The sequence below is a fragment of the Bacillus cereus group sp. MG1 genome, assembly GCF_040460035.1.
Classification (GTDB): domain Bacteria; phylum Bacillota; class Bacilli; order Bacillales; family Bacillaceae_G; genus Bacillus_A; species Bacillus_A cereus.
The window spans coordinates 4,175,126-4,194,648 of record NZ_JARVGY010000001.1; the positions used below are offsets into that span (position 1 = coordinate 4,175,126).

The window sequence follows — 19,523 nt, forward strand, 5'->3', positions numbered from 1 at the left end:
GTGTATAACAATTTTATGAAGTTAAGAAATAGCTTTTATTAATAAAGTGGGAGTTTTTGAACTTGATGCTTTATTAATTTCTACGAGTGGCGGAGTAAATACAAAAATTTTTATTTGAAAGAAGAAATAGTTTAAAAAATAACTATGTCATATGATTAATAACATCTTACATAGAAAAAAAACAGACCTTTTAAGTGAAGAGGTCTGTTAATGATTTTAAATCTTATTTAGCAAACACATGATTACCAATTACTGCTACTGTCTGACGTGTCGTAATCCACTTGTCTGTTGATGTTTTTGGATTGTAGAAATAAAGCCAGTCAGAATGTACTCCATTTGTGGAGATAGCCTCTTCTACAGCCATTTTTGCTTCTGCGCTTGCAGGCTGATTAATTCTTCCATCTGTAACAGGAGTAAATGCATATCCGTATTTAATAGGTTCATAAATAACGCCTGTTATTGTATTTGGAAAACCTTTTGCATTTACACGATTTAGTATAACTTTCGCTACTGCTACTTTTCCTTTATAGGATTCGCCACCTGCTTCAGCGGTAACTAAGCGTGCCATTAAGTCTTTTTCTTTTTGTGAAATACTTGAGTTGATTTTTAAATGTTGTCCTGTATAAAGCTTGTTTCCGATTGTATTGTTAATTTGTTTTATAGATTGGACAGTGACATTGTAACGCCTTGCTATCGTTTCTAATGAATCTCCCGGTTGTACTTGATAAATAATTTGTCCAGAAATGTTCGCAGGCTTGGCGTTTTGAGGAACAGTGATTTCATTTGATTTCACGGACCCTGGAATATGTAACTGTTCGCCAATAAAGGTTTGATCGTTTCCTTTATTATTAGCCTGTTTAATGGATTGTATTGAAACTCCGTATTGTTTACTAATGCCCCAAAGTGTATCGTTCTTTTTTACTGTATGAATGGTAGAAGCTTCAGCTGTGCTTTGACTACATACGAATGTAATTGCAGCTGCAGATAAAGGGATTATATGTTTTAGTTTTAGTAATTTCATTGTAAATCCTCCTAAGAAAAAATTAAGGTGAAACTATTAAGTAATGTAGTTTGAAATGTATATATGCGTAATATATTAATGTAAGTATATTAGCACATATAAAATAAATAATCACTATAAGTTTCATATTCGTGTAGTGTAGAGTCCGAATATGAAATATTGCATATGAAAATACATTGAAGTTCATATTTCTGATTACTATAATCTATTTAGTAGAAAGGGAATACGTTATAGAAACGAAATCATTATAGATTAATATAATGATTAATTATTAATAGGAGGATTAATGCAATGGAAATATTTCAAAAAATGTGTGCGTCAACTGTAATCATTACAACACTTTTAGGAACAGGGGGTACTATCAATAGTGTACATGCTGATTCTATAGAACAGCAGATTAAATCAGGGATAGAACAAGAAACAGATAAGCAAATCATTGTAAAATTTAAAGCGGATTTGGATTTGCCATATGAAGATGGTATTGAAAAACAAATACAATCTCAAACGAATGATAAAGTAATAAAAGATCTTTTGACAGAATATCCAGATGTAACATTTACTCGTTTATTCACATCTGTAAGCCCGGAACAAATACAAAACCTTGAAGTGAAAGCACCTAATCATGTATCTACAAGTTTATTAAACTACTATATTCTGCAAAATCAAAATAGTGGGTATGAAGAAGAAATAGTAGATAAGTTAAAGGCATCTTCTTTAATAGAAGATGCGTATATGAAGAAACAAGAGAAAATAATGCCACCTGAAGTGCAATCATCAAGTGTAGCTCTTAATCCTAGTAACAATCCTAGATTTAAAAAACAAGGTTATCTTGAAGCGGCCCCATACGGTATTAATGCGCCTTTCGCCTGGGGAATTCAAGGCGGTAATGGAAATGGTATCACTTTTGTTGATATGGAATACGGATGGTTATTAAATCATGAGGATTTATTACATCAAAAAATTGAGTTAATGTCTGGAAGAAATATAGATCAGCATGTCGGTCATGGGACGTCTGTACTAGGAATTGTATCCTCTGAGGACAATGAAGTTGGGAATATTGGGATTGCGCCAAAAGCGAAAGCAAAGGTTATCTCTCAAATAAGAGATAATGGACAGTATAATACGGCTGATGCAATATTAAGCGCTGTAAATCAGTTAGAAGCTGGGGATGTTTTATTGTTAGAGGCACAAGCATCTTTCGATGGATATGGTGATAAATATTTACCTGTTGAAGTACAACCAGATATCTTTGATGCAATTCGTGCTGGTACAGATAAAGGGATTGTAATTATAGAGGCCGGAGCAAATGGGTGGAATGATTTAGACCAGTTCAAAGATAGAAAAGGTAAGCAAGTCTTAAATCGTAATAGTAAAGATTTTAAAGATTCGGGTGCAATTATGGTAGGAGCTGGCTCTTCATCTTTCCCTCATGAACGTATGTGGTTTTCGAATTATGGAAGCCGTATTGATGTGTACGGATGGGGAGAAAATGTAGATACAACTACAGCCGAGCAAAGTAGAAGTGCTGTAAATCTTTATACTTCAAGCTTTAGCGGAACATCTAGTGCTTCGCCAATTATTGCTGGGGCAGCGACTTTAGTACAAAGCATTGCTAAAGAAAATTTAGGACAACCATATAGACCAAGTGAACTAAGAGCAATATTAAGTAACCAGAGCACAGGAACAAAATCTAAAGATCCATATGCAGATAAAATTGGTGTTTTACCAGATTTGAAGTCTATACTAGCAAACTTAGGCTATGAACAAAGAAAACCAAACGGTGGGAATGAATTACAAGTAACAGAAAATGAACCAAATAATGAGCCTAGACAGGCAAATAAAGTTAACTTTCATACACCGGTGAAAGGAACGCTACATAATAGTGATAGAGTAGATGTATTTACTTTCCAAATTGATTCGCCGGAAAATATTAATATTTCTCTACTAAATGAACAAAATATTGGAATGACATGGGTACTTCATCATGAATCAGATTTAAATAACTATGTAGCATATGGTGAAAATGAAGGCAATGTAGTTAAAGGAACTTATAATGCAAAGCCAGGTAAATATTATTTATACGTCTATAAATATGAGAATAAAAATGGTTCATACGTATTGAACATAAAATAAGTAAAAGGAACTTCAGATGAAGTTCCTTTAAATTTTTCTAATTTAGTATATGTGAATGATTTTTTAACTTTACTTCTATGCAATATTTCATATTGATGAAATGTTATTTATTTTTTCTGAGCTAGCTTATATTATATTCAATAAGTTTGATATAAAAACAGAAAGAGAGAGGGATAATAATGAGCAATAAGAAGTTAATTTTGAAATTATTCATATGTAGTACAATATTTATCACATTTGTATTTGCTTTACATGATAAGAGAGTAGTTGCAGCTAGCTCTGTTAATGAGCTTGAAAATTTGTCAAAATGGATGCAACCTATACCTAATAATATCCCGTTAGCACGAATTTCAATTCCAGGAACACACGATAGTGGGACGTTCAAGTTGCAAAATCCGATTAAGCAAGTATGGGGAATGACGCAAGAATATGATTTTCGCTATCAAATGGACCATGGAGCTCGCATTTTTGATATAAGAGGACGTTTAACAGATGATAATACGATAGTTCTTCATCATGGGCCATTATATCTTTACGTAACACTGCATGAATTCATAAATGAAGCGAAACAATTTTTAAAAGATAACCCGAGTGAAACAATTATTATGTCTTTAAAAAAAGAGTATGAGGATATGAAAGGGGCAGAAGATTCATTTAGTAGCACGTTTGAAAAAAAATATTTTGTTGATCCTATTTTTTTAAAAACAGAAGGAAATATAAAGCTTGGAGATGCTCGTGGGAAAATTGTACTACTAAAAAGATATAGTGGTAGTAATGAACCTGGAGGATATAATAATTTTTATTGGCCAGATAATGAGACGTTTACCACAACTGTAAACCAAAATGCAAATGTAACAGTACAAGATAAATATAAAGTGAGCTATGATGAGAAAGTAAAATCTATTAAAGATACGATGGATGAAACGATGAACAATAGCGAGGATTTAAATCATCTATATATTAATTTTACAAGCTTGTCTTCTGGTGGTACAGCATGGAATAGTCCATATTACTATGCTTCTTATATAAATCCTGAAATTGCAAACTATATAAAACAAAAGAATCCTTTGAGAGTGGGCTGGGTAATTCAAGACTACATAAATGAAAAGTGGTCACCATTATTGTATCAAGAAGTTATAAGAGCGAATAAGTCATTAATAAAAGAATAAAGATGATGAGAGTAAGAAGCGATAAAATATATCGCTTCTTTTTCTTTTCCAATAACCAACAATATAAATTGTACTTTTATAATAGAAAAAAATAAAAACATAAGATATAATCATACATATAAAATTTGTACCTATAAATTTTATATGTATGATTGAATTTGATTTGTTGTAATGAAATGGAGGTATATACTATGAAGTTTCCACATGATTTTTTATTCGGAGCTGCTTCAGCTTCTTATCAAGTAGAAGGTGCATGGAATGAAGATGGAAAAGGTGTTACGAATTGGGACGAGTTTTCAAAAATTCCTGGCAAAACATACAATGGAACAAATGGTGATGTAGCTGTTGATCATTATCATCGATATAAGGAAGATGTTCGCTTAATGGCTGAGATGGGATTAGAATCGTATCGTTTTTCTATTTCTTGGGCGAGAATATTGCCGACTGGAGATGGAAAGGTAAATGAAAAAGGGATTGAATTTTATAACAACTTAATTGATGAATGTTTAAAATACGGGATTGTGCCGTTTGTCACTTTATATCATTGGGATTTACCATTACCGTTAGAAAAAGATGGTGGATGGACGAATAAAAGAACAGCAGAGGCTTTCGTAAAATATGCAGAAACTTGTTTTAAGGCATTTGGTGACAGAGTTAAGCATTGGATTACTTTTAATGAGACCGTAATGTTTTGTGGATTAGGTTATTTAAAAGGTGCACATCCACCAGGAATACAAAATGATGTTCCAAAGTATTTTCAAGCTACTCATTATGTATTTTATGCACACGCGAAAACAGTTGCGGTGTACAAGCAGCTGAAACAATATGGTGAAATTGGGATTACACATGTTTTCTTACCAGCTTATAGTGTGGATGATCAAAAAGAAAATATACAAGCAGCAAATCATGCGAATGAATATGAAACGTATTGGTATTATGATCCAATTTTAAAAGGCGAGTATCCGTCTTATGTTGTACAACAATTAAAGGAAAAAGGATGGACTCCTAATTGGACGGTTGAAGAATTAGAAATCATTAAACAAAATGCAGAAGAAAATGATTTTATTGGCTTGAATTATTATCAACCAATACGAGTAGAAAGATACGATATGGATATAAAGAGTGAGGAACATTCTCGAGAAAACTCAACGCTTGCTCCAGGTAACTCTTCTTTTGATGGTTTTTATCGAACAGTTAAAATGGATGATAAAACATATACAAAATGGGGATGGGAAATATCTCCCGAAGGTTTCTTAGAGGGATTGCATATGTTGAAAGCACGTTACGGTGACATAAAGATGTATGTAACGGAAAATGGACTTGGTGATGAAGATCCGATCATTGACGGAGAAATTGTAGATGTTCCGAGAATTAAATTTATTGAAGCGCATTTAAAAGTAATGAAGCGTGCAATTGAAGAGGGAATTAACTTAAAAGGTTATTATGCATGGTCAGTGATTGATCTTTTAAGTTGGTTAAATGGATATAAAAAGCAATATGGCTTTATTTTTGTCGATCATAATGATAACTTAAAACGTAAGAAGAAACTTTCGTTTCATTGGTATAAACGTGTGATCGAAACGAGAGGGGAAGAGTTATAACAGATAAAAGAGTATTTTAGGAGAAAGTGTATGAGTGCAAAGTATAAACAAATTGCAGATGTGTTAGAGCAAAACATTCGAGATGGGCTTTTTAATGAAACGAAAAAACTACCTACAGAAGAAGCGTTGATGAATCGATTTGAAGTAAGCCGTAATACGATACGTAAAGTAATTAGTCAGCTTGTGAATAGAGGTTATATTTTTCAAGTGCAAGGTAGTGGCATGTTTTTACGCGAAACTTCTGTAACAGATTACATTAATTTAGGAAGTTTACGTGGATTAACGAAAAATCTTGTTTCACAAAATATTGAAACGAAAGTGTTAGAGCTTGAAGTAATAGATGCGGACGAAGAGATAGCAAAGCAGATGCAATGCGAAGCTGGAACTAGGTTGTATTTTTTGAAGCGCTTAAGAATTGTAGATGCTAAACCATTCTCTATTGAAGTAAGTTATTTCAAAAAGGATATTATTCCATATTTGAACGAAGAAATAGCATTAAGCTCTGTATACAGTTATTTCATTGAAGATTTACGATTAAATATTGGTTTTGCTGATAAAGTTATTAGTTGTGAAAAAGTAAATAAAGAAAATGCACAGTTTTTAGAATTAAATGAAGGTGATCCGGCGCTTCTTATTGAAAATACAGTGTATCTTGTAAATGGAACAATTTTTGAGTTATCTCAGTCGATGTTTCATTATGAAAAGGCGAAACTTTTAAATCGAATTAATTTTAAATGAAAAATTATTGTGTGAAAAAAGCAACTGGTCCTAAGTGATCAGTTGCTTTTTATTTTTTAAGTGGATGAGCAAAAAAACACGAAAGTGGTTGGTCCGCTTTTTGCAAACATCTATTATGATAAGAGAAGAAAGGTAGTATGTTATCAACGTTTTAAAGAGGAAGGTTTTTATGTAAGTTCTTTAATTAAAATAGATGGGTCTTAGAGAGGTGAAAAGACAATGAGTTTTGCAATTTCACTAGTCGTTATTATTGTAATTGTATCGCTATTTGGGACTGTACTAGTTGCAAGAAACGTGGAGGAGAATTACGGTAAGTCTACAAAAAGAAATGTGAAAAACTTATCTGCAATCTATATTCTTCTTCTTTTTGTTCTACTAGTTGGGGTAACATGGTATGCGGTCATGATCTGATAGTTTGTAAAAGAACTGAAATGAGAGTATGAAGTTGGAATTTTAGAAGCTATCGAGTAATCAGAAAGAGAACCATTTTGGATATATCCATTTACGGATAAGAAAATGTGACTAATTAATACTATTTTTACGGTGAATACTGTTAGTAAAAAATGAGGATAGTTCGTTTTGAAAGGAGGGAACTATATGGAATGGAAACCAAATCGTGCAGATAAGACACCTGTATATAAACAAATTGCTGATTATATTGAAAGAGGTATTTCTTCAGGCGAATTTCCTTCTGATAGTAAGTTACCTTCTGAGCGTATGTTAGCAAAGGAATTACAGGTGAACCGGAGTACAATAGTAGCTGCGTATGAAGAATTAAAATCACTTGGAGTAGTAGAACGGCAAAAGGGAAGCGGAACACGGGTGAATACAGACATATGGGGTGTCTCACATAAACGAATACCGAACTGGGGTAGGTACGTGGAGGATGGATCGTTCTTACCTAACGTACCACTCGTTCAACAAATTCGAACGGAAACACAAAAAGATGATTTAATTAATTTAGCAAGTGGTGAACTGTCACCAGAATTAATTCCAAGTGATAGATTTCGAACAATTTTGTCGGAGAAAACATTTATGGAAAACCTCGGTTATGACCATCCACTTGGAAATGAGATGTTGAGAAAAACAATTGCAGCACATGTTCAGCAATATAAACAAATTGAAGCAGATTCAAGCTCTATTCTTATTACGTCAGGAGCACAACAGGCGCTTAATCTTATCGTTCAATGTTTATTAAAACCTGGCGATGCGATCGCGATTGAAGATCCTTCGTATTGTTTTTCGCTTCCAATGTTTAAATCGGCCGGTTTAAACATATTTCATTTACCTGTTGATGAGCATGGAATGAATCCAGATGACTTAATCGATTTGCACAAAAAGCATCGCATTCGTATGGTATTTTTGAATCCAGATTATCAGAATCCGACGGGTACTGTGCTTTCATTAGCGAGACGTAAAAAAATTTTAGAACTGTCTTCTGAGTTCGGTATACCAATTGTAGAAGATGATCCGTATAGTTTAATCTCCTTTAATGGAGAAGTGAACCCAACATTAAAATCAATGGACCAAAATGGAAATGTTCTTTATATAAGTTCACTATCAAAAATTGTTGCATCAGGATTACGTATTGGATGGGTAATTGGTCCTACACGCGTAATTGAGCGTTTAGCAGATGCAAAGCAACAAGTTGATTTTGGCCATAGTGTATTTACGCAGTGGGTAGCAAATCAATTTTTAGAATCAAAGGATTTCCATACACATATTACGATACTTCGTGGACAATTGAAGCAAAGAAGAGATGAATTAATTGCAGAGCTTGAAGGAACATTGGGAGAACGAGTTGAATGTTTCGTGCCAGAGGGTGGAATACATGTATGGTGTAAAGTAACAGGAAAGTTTGATGAATATCACTTATTAGGTGAATCTATACGGAATGGTGTCGCATTTGTTCCGGGCAGTGTTTTAGGTTCGAAAAATGAATATATACGATTTACGTTTGGTAGAGCGAATATAGAACAAATTCAACTTGGAATTAAACGGTTTGCCGACACGCTAAATGAGATTTCATAATATGGATGTGTGATAGTGAAATGAGGGAAAGAAATGAAGTACGTGACGCTTTTACTTCAAGTAGGCGTGCTATATGTATTTAGCCTAGTGGGTACGTGGATTCAGGAAATATTCCATCTATCAATACCGGGGAATTTAATAGGGATGTTAATACTGTTCCTGCTCCTTTCCACTCGCGTTTTACCGTTAGAATGGTTTGAGTTAGGTTCGGAAAAGTTAATCGTATTTTTACCGTTATTTTTAATCCCTTCGACAACAGGGCTCATGGAATACGGGTCTTTTCTTTTCAGTAAGGGAAGTATTATATTCCTTTTAGTAGTTGCAAGTACTGTAGTAACTTTGATTGTTTCAGGGTATATAAGTCAATTATTAGTCACATCAAAAAAATAAAATCGACAAGGTGCACGATTCAAATGGTCTTAATTATTATTACTGTAGCAATTTATTTCTTGGCGACAAAGCTATATAAAAAATTTACGTTTGCATTTACGTTACCAGTGTTAACAGTTACGGCAATTATGATTTGTTTATTTTTGATTTTTGGTATTTCTCATCATGAGTATAGGGAAAATGGGGGAAACATTCTTTCAAGCTTATTGAGCCCTGCAATTGTAGCATTGGCCATACCTCTATTTAAAGAGCGAAAGATACTGATGAAAAATTTTTCATCGATACTAATCGGAGTAGTGATAGGTATAGTGGCTGTAACGAGCATGAATGTAGTGATTGGCGGAATTTTAAATATAGATAAGGAACTTATATTAACTACTTTACCACAGGTAGCGACAATGCCAATTGCCCTTTCAATAGCGGATCAAATTGGTGGTATTCCATCTATGACTTCTAGTTTTGTAGTTGTTGCAGGAATAACAGGTGCTATGATCGGACCAACAGTACTTAAGTTTTTCCGTATAACAAGTACGATTGGAAAAGGAGTTGGAATGGGCTGTGCATCACATATTATCGGTGTGAGTCGTTTAGTGAAAGAAGGCGAGAAAGAAGCGACTATCGGTTCGGTAACGATGATTGTAACTGGAATACTTATTAGTATACTAATACCGTATGGAACGAAATTTATTTTTTAAATGTAATGGAGATGATAACAATGACAACATGGTTTATAGTTACATTATTTGTTTTTGGAGCTATTAAAGTATTAGTTTCTAGCATGCCCACTTCTGTTGTAGAATCAATTATTAGTAGATTTGAATTGCATCAAAAGCTTGAGGCGGAAAATACTTCTATATCGATAGATGGAAAAAATATAGAGGGAGAAATGAAACTACAAGTTATTCATGAATTTAATGAGGCGTTGTTTTTAGATAAACATTATTTCCCGCCGCACGGAGAAGGGACACCAATAGTCATTGATACGAAGAAAGGGAGTAAAGAGATTAGATTTTCGCTATATAGCTATGAGGAACATGTTGATGTCATTAAGCAATATAAGAAGAAAGTCGTTGCCTATCGTTTACGCTCTAAAAGCCTTCAAACATTGACACCATTAGTAATAACGGAAGAGTATGCTTAAGAAGAGACCTATAATGGTCTCTTTATTTTTTTATCCAATTATATACGTTCCAAATAAAAGAATGAAAAATTATATAACCAAATAAAGAATATGTATGGTTCCAATTCGCACTATGTACAAATAAACCTAAACTTTCAGCAATCTGTTCAAAAAGGCTAGCACAAATACCGATTGAAATAATAAATGAAATTCTAGAAACTTTAGATAATTTTTTTGAAATGTGTATAAAGATAACTGTTAAAATCGGCAGTACGAACAATGTAAAAGCTATATTAACAGAAAATGTGGATGAGAAGGGCCTAGCCGGAAAGGAATATATTTGTTTATGAACAAAAAAGGCATCTAAGCAAGTTGCAATAATAGAAGAGAGAAAGATTGTAACTACTAATGCTAGAAACTCATTCTTCTTCTCGGAGGAGGACATTTTTCTTTGCGAGAATGGCGATTTCAATTTTTTCGAGTGTTTTGCAGTAGTCTTCTGTAATTTGTCCATTTATATTTTCCTCCTTATCAACTAAGTAATTTACAACTTGCCAATCGGTAAACCAATCTTCACTGTCAACTTCTTCATGCTTCATATCTCGCCATGCATAGATGAGTGCAGGGCTGTATATACGATAAGAGCCATTTCGTAACTGGCATTTCTTAATTCGGCGCTTATAAAACTCACGGGAAAAAGATTCATTTACACTTGAAAATAAATGGGGCCAGTAATCTTTCCTAGATCCTGTATGTGGATGGTGTTGAGCCCAGCTTATTATTTGAGATAAAACATGTGTATCTCGAAATAATAATGAGTACAATCTTTTTCCAATTAATATCCGTTCATGTAAGGAAGTGAAATGTTTCATTGTATCACCAAATAGTAATACTTTTTGTTTCTTATCATTTTCGTAGAATGGGAAAAGGATATGATTAAACTGAAAGAAATCAAAGAGTTTAAATCCAATACTATTTAGTACAGTCTTTTTAAATTGTACATTTTGAATTACTCTTTTTTCTAAGTAGTTTTGTTCATTAATAATAGTTGCAATTGCTAAAGTTTTTTTGTTACCTGTTTTCCAAAAATGGTTCCACATCGTTTCCATAAATGTAGAAACATTTAGGTGAGGGAGAAGGTGAAATAACTTTTGTGATCTCTTTACACTTTGTTCGTAAAGTAAAAATTGAGGGTATACATCTTGGAAAATAAGCCAATTCCCTCTTTCTAAAAAAGAAAAAAATATGAATTGATCTTTCTCTGATAAAATTCTCGTATATAAATCGCCCTTTAAATCAGTCATATTCCAACCGCCGTTACGTGATACCATATGCCCAAGCAGTGCCCAATGTATTTCTGGATATTGAATGTAAAATTGGTAGTATGCGCGTGTTCTTGTAACATTATTTTTATTTAGTTGTTCTGTTTGTATTTTTATTTTGTTGATGATGAGTTGTTCTTCTTTCGTTAATTTATACATGGTGTCAGAAGGAATAAGTTTGCTTTTTTGTTTCAATTCATTTTTTACGTCGAATAGGGAGAGAGGCAGTGCTTTGGAAGGTCCGTTATATGTATGATTTGAATTGCTTCGGTCCATTCCGTTACCTCCCTTTTTCATAAATTTAAATATGATTATTGGCTATGAATCATTCTATTTATTTTATTACGAGTATAAGAAATAAATGAGCGGTGTTTTTTTACAAGGAATTTATTTATCATGCAAACAGTATAAAAAATCTTACTGTTGTGAGATGAAATGAAAAACAGAAACTACGTTTAATAGTTTCTGTTTTTTTATTTTGTCAATTAAATGTAACAAACGACGATTATGATTTGAATCAATTGAAAATAATTCAATAAATATTATTTAAATTGAGATGTTTCGTAGGAGGAAGAAGAATGTTAAATAAAATAATTTTAATTACTGGTGGTACAGGTTCGTGGGGGCATGAACTTATAAAACAACTATTAGAAAAATCACCGAAAGAAATTAGAATTTTTTCAAGAAATGAAACGGTTCAGTTTGAAATGCAGCAACAGTTTATAAATGATGATAGGTTAAAATTTATTATTGGAGATATTCGTGATAAAGATCAACTAGTCTATGCTTGCCAAGGTGTACATTATGTGTTCCATCTTGCAGCTTTAAAACATGTTCCAGTATGTGAGTATTATCCTTATGAAGCTATAAAAACCAATATACATGGTACGCAAAATGTAATTGAAGCCTCTATACAGATGCAAGTTGAAAAAGTTATATATGTTTCAACTGATAAAGCAGCTGATCCATCAAATACGTATGGGATGACAAAAGCAATTGGTGAAAAATTAATGGTTCATGCGAATATACAAACGAAGAAAACAAAATTCATTTGTGTTCGTGGTGGAAATGTTTTAGGAACGAGTGGAAGTGTAGTACCACTTTTTAAACAACAAATTAAAAAATCTTCACAAGTAGGGATTACCGATGCGAATATGACTAGATTTTTCTTAACAGTTGAAGATGCTGTTGGGTTGTTATTTAAAGCCGTATCTCAAGGTAGAGGCGGGGAAATCTTTGTTATGAAAATGCCGGCATGTAAAATAACAGATTTAGCAGAAGTATTAATTGAAGATTCCGGAAAAGAAAATGTTAAGGTAAAAGAGGTAGGGATAAGACCGGGTGAAAAATTAAGTGAAATGCTTCTATCTGAGGTAGAGAGTAAAACAAGTATAAGTTTTGATCAAAATTATTTTGTGGTACTACCGACTATTCCTATACAAGGACTTCAACAATATTATTCAAGCTATCCTCTAGTGGATGTGAAGAGTTTTAGTTCTCAACAAGATTTACTTGCAAAACATGAGGTGAAACAAATGCTATTAAAAGGAGGGTTTTTGCGATGAAAAAAAATGCGAGCCTTTTAATAACTGGTGCAAATGGTTTCACAGGACGCCATGCTTGCCACTATTTTTTACAGCAGGGCTTTCATGTAATTCCTATGTTTCAAAATCGTGCATATGGAGAAAAAATTAGAAATGGTATTACTTGTAATTTAACTAATAAGAGCGAAGTAATGAAGGTAATGAAACAAATAAAGCCAGACTACGTATTGCATTTAGCAGGAAGGAATTCGGTTATAGAATCTTGGACAGCTGCCCTTGAATATATAGAGGTTAATGTAATAGGAACATTATATTTATTAGAAGCAATTAAGCAAGAAGCCTCGCATTGTAGAACATTAGTTATAGGATCTGCTTTGCAAGCAGATAGTATGAACGAAATAAAAATTTCAAATCCATATAGTTTAAGTAAAACGATGCAAGTTATTATTGCAGAGGCTTGGGGAGGATTAATGGATTCAAATATTATCATTGCAAAGCCCTCAAACTTAATTGGTCCAGGGGAATCGAATGGCATTTGTTCGATTCTCGCAAAGAAAATGATAGATATAGAATCAGGTAGAAGTAAAGCCATTATTGAAGTAAACAGTTTGAAAGATAGTAGAGATTTTCTAGATGTACGTGATGCGATTAAAGCGTATCATGTGTTATTACGAGATGGAATAAATGGAAAACAATATAATATCGGATCAGGAGTAAAACGATCTTTGTTAAATGTACTAGAACAATATAAAGAATTAACACAGCTAAATTTTTTTATAGAGGAAACAGAGAAAAGTGGGAGCGACTCAAATGAGAGTTTAGCAATAGAGGAAATAAAAAGGTTAGGTTGGATCCCAGAAATTGAATTTCATCAATCATTAAAAGATGTACTTGAGTATGCGAAGTGTAGTGACATCTGCATGCAATGAAAAACAAAAAAGGGTGTAAAAAATATATGAATGATTATGAAATAATAGATAATCAAAATACGCTATTTCTTTCAATTGTTGATGCGTTGGATTGGAGAGATGAAGAAGCGCATGTATTGCGTCTTTATGAGGCAATACATAAATATCAAGCGTATGTAGAAGAAAAAAGGGTTAATCAAATAAAGTCAGCATTAGAGACGGAAACTAGATATGTGATTCAAATCTTTGCTCAATACGAGTGTAGTGAGTATGGAAATGATTTTTATGAACTCATTAAAGATCTTTTACAAGATATAGAGGTGGAGTTAAAGATTTATATAAAAAATAATAATTTTATTTACATTTAAAAGGTAAATATAAAGCTAGATTTTTAATAATAAAGGTGGGTATAAGTTATGAGCAAAACGATTCTTTTTACTGGGGGCGGTACAGCCGGACACGTTATGATTAATATTGTATTAATTCCTAAATTTATAGAGAAAGGCTGGAGAGTCGAGTATATTGGATCCAAAAATGGAATTGAAAAATCATTAGTGCAAAATGTTAAATACAATAGTGTTTCAACGGGCAAGCTTAGGAGATATTGGGATTGGGAAAATTTTAAAGATCCTTTTAAAATTATACGAGGTTGTTTACAAAGTTATAAATTAATTAAGAAAACAAAGCCTGACGTTATCTTTTCAGCAGGAGGATTTGTTTCAGTTCCTGTAGCTATAGGAGCATGGTTAAATCGTGTGCCTATAATTATACGTGAACCAGATAGCACATTAGGACTTGCCAATAAAATAGCATTACCTTTTGCTACAAAGCTATGCACAACATTTCCTCAGACAGGAGAAAATGTAAGTAATGAGAAGAAGGTTTATGTAGGACCAATTGTAAGGGAAGAAATTGAGAAGGGTAACGTATTACGAGGAAGAAGATATTGTGAATTTCAGCAAGATAAACCAGTATTATTAATTATGGGTGGGAGTCAAGGTGCTAAGTGGATAAATGATATGGTAAGGGAATGTTTAGATACAATACTATTAAACTTTAATATTATTCATATATGTGGTAAAGGGAAGGTAGACCCATCTATTGGCATGGAGGGGTATATGCAATTTGAATATATAGGCGACGAGTTGCCGCATATACTAAATATGGCAAGTGTTGTAGTTTCCAGAGCGGGTTCTACTGCTATTTCTGAATTGTTATTTTTGAAGAAACCGATGTTGCTTATCCCGTTAACTAACAGTTCCAGCAGGGGAGATCAAGTTTTAAATGCTGAATATTTTTCACGGCAAGGATATGCGGAAGTTATACTCCAAGACAGAGTAAGTACGAATACATTTATACATGCAGCAAATAAGTTGTATACAAATAAGGAGAAATATATTCAAAACATGAATGGATATAAGAAAACAAATGATGAGGGAATTCATCAAATAATAGATATAATAAATGAAGTGGTGGAGTAATAGAAATGTAAATAGAAAAACAAAAGGAAAGAAGGTATTTTCTTTCCTTTTTACTATATTTGTTCAAATTCATTATTATTTATTCTAATTAGTTATGTACTATCGGTGAATGCCGTTTTCTAATAGCTCAGTAAATGCATGAATATGAATAGGTTTACTGTAATAATAACCTTGAATAAACTGACATTTATTTTTTTGAAGGAAATTTACGTGCTCTTTCGTTTCTACACCTTCAGCAATGACAGACATTCCTAATGTATTTGCTAATGTGATGATCGTTTTAATAATTTCCATTCCATCATCACATGTTTCAGACATTGTAATAAATTCTCTCGGGATTTTTAACGTATCAATTGGATACAAAGGTAAGTAGGCTAGCGAAGAATAACCTGTACCAAAATCGTCGATAGAAATGTGAATCCCTAAACTTTTTAGTGTACGCAGTTTTATCAATGTTTCTCGCTCATCCATCATTGCAATTCGCTCTGTTAATTCAAGATCAAGAGAGCTTGCTGGTAAACCTGTATTTGTTAAAGTAGAAGAAATAGACTTTACAAAATCCTCTTGTTCAAATTCTTTAGCAGATAAATTTACACCTATTTTTAAATGTGAATATCCGAGTGCGTGCCAACGTTTCATTTGCTTGCAAGCCTGCTCTAATGTCCATTTTCCTATTGAAATAATTTGTAGTGTTTCTTCTGCAATCGGAATAAACTCGTATGGAGAAATAATACCTAATTCAGGATGATTCCACCTAATTAAAGCTTCTGCACCGATAATTTTATTAGATTCACTATCAACTTGAGGTTGATACAAAAGGAACAATTCTTCATTTTGTAGTGCGTTTGGTAAATCTTTTTCTAATCGTAATCGTCTTTCAATTTTTTTAGCGATTACATCGTCATAAATAGAGACAGAGTTAAGCTCTTTTGCTTTTGCATCATACATTGCAACATTAGCGTTTTTCAGAAGTGTAGCGGTATCGATTCCGGAATGTGGATAAATAGCGATGCCGATACTCAGTGATAAAGTTAATTTATGCTCATGTATGATAAATGACTTTTTCATGCATTCAAATAATTGGTTACATAATTGGAATAAGTAATCTTCGTCAGTATAGTTTTCAATTATGATTGTAAATTCATCGCCACCGATTCTTGAAAGATGAGTATGTGATGGAAGACATGATTGGAATCGCTTTGCTACTTCTTCTAATATGTAATCTCCTGATGAATGTCCAAGTGTATCGTTAATTGCTTTAAAGCGATCTAAATCTAAATATAATAATGCAAACTCGCTTTCTGCTATTTTAGCATTTTTTATAACTCTCTTTAATTTCTTATGGAAAAAGGCACGGTTCCCAATTTTCGTTACAGTGTCATGGAATGCTAAATATTTTATTTCTTCTTGCTGTTTTTTTAGTGCAGTAATATCTTTCACCATAATATAGCTTCCTGAAATTTGTCCGTCTATTATAATAGGAATGATTGTAACGTATAAAAAATAAGTAAAGCCATCTTTATATTGAGAACTAAGTTGTAAGAATGCCGATTCTTGTTGTTTCACTTTTTCTAATGCCAATGCTAGCTTATGCTTATCTTCATCTAAAATGATCGAAAAACAAGTTTCACCTAGTAACTCATCCGTTGGTGCTCCAAGTAGTACACTCCCAGCCTTATTTACATTTAAGAATATTCCATTTAAATCAATGGTGAAGATAGGGTCAGGATGATATTCATATAATGATTTAAACTTTTGCTGTTTTTGAGAAAGAGCCTCTGATTTATGAACTAAATCAGACGTCCGTAAAGTAACTTTTTCTTCTAGTTGGGCATTAAATGCCTGCAAACGTTTTGTTAAGGAATTGTTTTGCATACGTACGATAGAATGACGAATGAGTACGAAAATAAAAGTAATACAATTTCCTGTAATGAGAGTTGAAGATGATGTTTTTTCTTTTAATGTAAACCCGATTAGTATTGCAACAGCAAGATAGGGAAATACAACTAAAGCTTTTTTTCCTATTATAGGGTTTACAAGGAAATAATTTTTATGGGTATTATGATCTTCTGAAATAGAGCCAGCTATTGCAATAAGTAATATAGGTATTCTATATAAAAGACGTAATAATATTATAGTTTCAGTTGATAAGTGGTTATTTAAGTAAAAATAAATATAGTTAAAAGTTGCAGAACTTATTAATACAAAAATAAAGATATAAATTTTCCGTTTGGAATTAAAAATTGTTGGACGGAAAAAGAGACTAACACCTAGCAGTAGAAATAATAAATCTGCAATTGGGTATAAAAATGAAAGGAAAACATCTCCTAGTGAAAGAGCGAATATATTTAAATTTGGTTGATTAAATAAATACCATTCTAATGTGAATATGGAAGTAAGCACTATGCATATATCACAAATAAAGAACGCTTTTTCCCATTTATTGCATTCCTTTAAGATTTTATAGCAGAAAGCGATAAGACAGAAAAATAGAAAAAACATGTAAAATACATCAGAAACCGTAAAACGATGTATTGGAATTTCGAAGAAGCTATCTTGATATGTATATACTATTTTTCCTAATAAAAAACTACCAATTGCTATTGTAATACATATCCAAAACGGATTTGAACTGACTTTCTTAGAATATATAGAGTAAATCAGTGATACAAATGTAATGGCTTCAACGACAAGTGAAGCGAAGCGTACATCTGAATTTGAAAAATGAGTAGGGAATAGATAGAAAAACATAAAATAGATTGAATAGCATATTAATGTTCCGATTAATATACATAATTGTAAATTTTTATTTAATTTCAATGAAATCACCTTCTTTAATTATGCACTATGTTCGTTATATCTATACATAATAATATTATTTAAGAATTGTATCAGATTTCCTTATAAAAATCATGTTTATAAGGAAAGTGTTAAAGAGTGTGAGTATTCTTAAGGTTAAAAAAATATTGCGGTTGATAGTATAGACTGTATCAAGACTTTAAATAGAAATTGTATATTTAGTCATCCTTTGAATTGTAAAGTTTTTTTAGTGATTTGTAAGTGGAGATGCAAAATTGCATATAAAATGATGAGTATCTTTTTTTGTGAGATTTTTATTTTTAATCTGAAAATTAACATTTGTGAAAATGTTGAGAAAGGATGTAAAATAAGAACGTGTATTCTTACAGAGTGGAATAGTATTGCCACTAAATAGGGAGGCTTTTTTATGATATATCGAATTAAAGATGCAGAAATATACTATGAAATTGTGGGAGAGGGTAAACCGGTCATTATCATACATGGCTGCGCCCCTGACCATAGGTTAATGATGAAATGTATGGAATCAGTATTTCAGAAATATGAAGGTTATAAGCGAATATATATTGATTTACCTGGAATGGGAAAATCGAATGCTCCAAATTGGATAAATAGTTCAGATCGTATAGTAGAAGTGCTTATCACATTTATTGAGGAAATCATTTCTACTGAAAAATTTTTATTGGTAGGAGAATCATATGGAGGCTATTTAGCCAAAGGTATACTTGCAAAGATGTTTGAGAGAGTTAGCGGATTACTATTAGTATGTCCTGTTGTTGTAGCGGAGCCAGAAAAAAGGATTCTTCCAGATAAACAGGTAATTGTACAAGATGAGGAATTTTTAAATACGCTCACTTCCACAGAAAGAGAGGCATTTTGTGAGTTAGCTGTAATAGCAAATGAATATACATATAAGCGATTTAAAGAAGAAATTAAGCCTGGGTTAGATGTTGCTAATGATGAATTTATTGAAAGGTTGCAAAAGAATTACTCTCTTACTATGGATTTTCAGCGTAAAAAATATGAAAATCCCGTTCTTTTACTGACTGGAAGACAAGATATATCAGTAGGTTATCAAAATATTATAGAAATTATTGAAGAATATCCAAGGGCAACATTAGCAGTGTTAGATATGGCAGGACATAATTTGCAAATTGAGCAGCCTGAATTATTTGAGAGTTTAGTAGGAGAATGGATTAGACGAACAAATCAGCACAGTTTATAAAGTATTGTAGTATTACGCCTAAG

18 protein-coding genes are annotated in these 19,523 nt (G+C 32.5%); 14 read left to right on the top strand and 4 right to left on the bottom strand.

The annotated features are described in order from the left end of the window. Positions 1–223: 223 nt before the first annotated feature. Entirely contained in the window at positions 224–1,021 is a 798-nt protein-coding gene (locus tag QCI79_RS21990) for a cell wall hydrolase (RefSeq protein ID WP_000771173.1), read from the bottom strand. A gap of 291 nt (positions 1,022–1,312) precedes the next feature. On the opposite strand from QCI79_RS21990, the gene QCI79_RS21995 reads away from it, so the two are divergent. The 9 genes from QCI79_RS21995 to QCI79_RS22035 all read left to right on the top strand — a co-directional run bounded on the left by QCI79_RS21995 (position 1,313) and on the right by QCI79_RS22035 (position 10,224). Next, a complete protein-coding gene (locus tag QCI79_RS21995) occupies positions 1,313–3,154 on the top strand; it encodes a S8 family peptidase (protein WP_000402321.1) in 1,842 nt (613 codons plus the stop codon). A gap of 179 nt (positions 3,155–3,333) precedes the next feature. Beyond that, entirely contained in the window at positions 3,334–4,323 is a 990-nt protein-coding gene (gene plcA / locus QCI79_RS22000) for a phosphatidylinositol diacylglycerol-lyase (RefSeq protein WP_021727564.1), read from the top strand. Between the two features lie 191 nt (positions 4,324–4,514). Further along, a complete protein-coding gene (locus tag QCI79_RS22005; RefSeq protein ID WP_000671630.1) occupies positions 4,515–5,924 on the top strand; it encodes a glycoside hydrolase family 1 protein in 1,410 nt (469 codons plus the stop codon). 30 nt (positions 5,925–5,954) lie between these two features. Continuing rightward, a complete protein-coding gene (locus QCI79_RS22010) occupies positions 5,955–6,662 on the top strand; it encodes a GntR family transcriptional regulator (RefSeq protein WP_001274908.1) in 708 nt (235 codons plus the stop codon). Positions 6,663–6,881: 219 nt separating this feature from the next. Further along, complete coding sequence (locus QCI79_RS22015; protein WP_000006459.1) at positions 6,882–7,073, top strand: hypothetical protein; 192 nt, start codon at positions 6,882–6,884, stop codon at positions 7,071–7,073. A 186-nt stretch (positions 7,074–7,259) separates the two neighbouring features. Then, positions 7,260–8,693 carry a MocR-like pyridoxine biosynthesis transcription factor PdxR gene (pdxR, locus tag QCI79_RS22020; protein ID WP_000454966.1) on the top strand — a complete coding sequence of 478 codons (1,434 nt, stop codon included), beginning with the start codon at positions 7,260–7,262 and terminating at the stop codon, positions 8,691–8,693. 33 nt (positions 8,694–8,726) lie between these two features. After that, positions 8,727–9,083: a CidA/LrgA family holin-like protein gene (locus QCI79_RS22025; protein WP_000878484.1), complete on the top strand. Its 357-nt coding sequence runs from the start codon at positions 8,727–8,729 to the stop codon at positions 9,081–9,083. Between the two features lie 23 nt (positions 9,084–9,106). Next, on the top strand, positions 9,107–9,778 hold the full coding sequence (locus tag QCI79_RS22030) for an LrgB family protein (protein WP_000242946.1): 672 nt from the start codon (positions 9,107–9,109) through the stop codon (positions 9,776–9,778). Between the two features lie 20 nt (positions 9,779–9,798). Continuing rightward, a complete protein-coding gene (locus QCI79_RS22035; protein ID WP_000214645.1) occupies positions 9,799–10,224 on the top strand; it encodes a YfmQ family protein in 426 nt (141 codons plus the stop codon). A 22-nt stretch (positions 10,225–10,246) separates the two neighbouring features. On the opposite strand, the gene QCI79_RS22040 is transcribed toward QCI79_RS22035, so the two are convergent. Continuing rightward, positions 10,247–10,648 carry a CBO0543 family protein gene (locus QCI79_RS22040; protein ID WP_033667178.1) on the bottom strand — a complete coding sequence of 134 codons (402 nt, stop codon included), beginning with the start codon at positions 10,646–10,648 and terminating at the stop codon, positions 10,247–10,249. Further along, positions 10,623–11,801, bottom strand: a complete 1,179-nt coding sequence (locus QCI79_RS22045; RefSeq protein WP_000376163.1) for a DUF2515 domain-containing protein — start codon at positions 11,799–11,801, stop codon at positions 10,623–10,625. The genes QCI79_RS22040 and QCI79_RS22045 overlap by 26 nt, the downstream gene beginning before the upstream one ends. 302 nt (positions 11,802–12,103) lie before the next feature. Between QCI79_RS22045 and QCI79_RS22050 the strand changes: the two genes are divergently transcribed. The 4 genes from QCI79_RS22050 to QCI79_RS22065 are packed head-to-tail and all read left to right on the top strand — an operon-like array spanning position 12,104 to position 15,458. Next, positions 12,104–13,090, top strand: a complete 987-nt coding sequence (locus QCI79_RS22050; protein WP_000932591.1) for a UDP-N-acetylglucosamine 4,6-dehydratase family protein — start codon at positions 12,104–12,106, stop codon at positions 13,088–13,090. Then, positions 13,087–13,998: an SDR family oxidoreductase gene (locus QCI79_RS22055; protein WP_000739083.1), complete on the top strand. Its 912-nt coding sequence runs from the start codon at positions 13,087–13,089 to the stop codon at positions 13,996–13,998. The genes QCI79_RS22050 and QCI79_RS22055 overlap by 4 nt, the downstream gene beginning before the upstream one ends. Next, positions 13,995–14,345: a DUF6572 domain-containing protein gene (locus QCI79_RS22060; RefSeq protein WP_002101267.1), complete on the top strand. Its 351-nt coding sequence runs from the start codon at positions 13,995–13,997 to the stop codon at positions 14,343–14,345. Before QCI79_RS22055 ends, QCI79_RS22060 begins: the two co-directional genes overlap by 4 nt. A gap of 48 nt (positions 14,346–14,393) precedes the next feature. Beyond that, positions 14,394–15,458: an undecaprenyldiphospho-muramoylpentapeptide beta-N-acetylglucosaminyltransferase gene (locus tag QCI79_RS22065; RefSeq protein ID WP_000047554.1), complete on the top strand. Its 1,065-nt coding sequence runs from the start codon at positions 14,394–14,396 to the stop codon at positions 15,456–15,458. 99 nt (positions 15,459–15,557) lie between these two features. On the opposite strand, the gene QCI79_RS22070 is transcribed toward QCI79_RS22065, so the two are convergent. Then, positions 15,558–18,278, bottom strand: a complete 2,721-nt coding sequence (locus QCI79_RS22070) for a putative bifunctional diguanylate cyclase/phosphodiesterase (protein ID WP_021727642.1) — start codon at positions 18,276–18,278, stop codon at positions 15,558–15,560. 406 nt (positions 18,279–18,684) lie between these two features. Between QCI79_RS22070 and QCI79_RS22075 the strand changes: the two genes are divergently transcribed. Next, a complete protein-coding gene (locus tag QCI79_RS22075) occupies positions 18,685–19,500 on the top strand; it encodes an alpha/beta fold hydrolase (RefSeq protein ID WP_000640330.1) in 816 nt (271 codons plus the stop codon). The last annotated feature ends 23 nt before the right edge of the window (positions 19,501–19,523 follow it).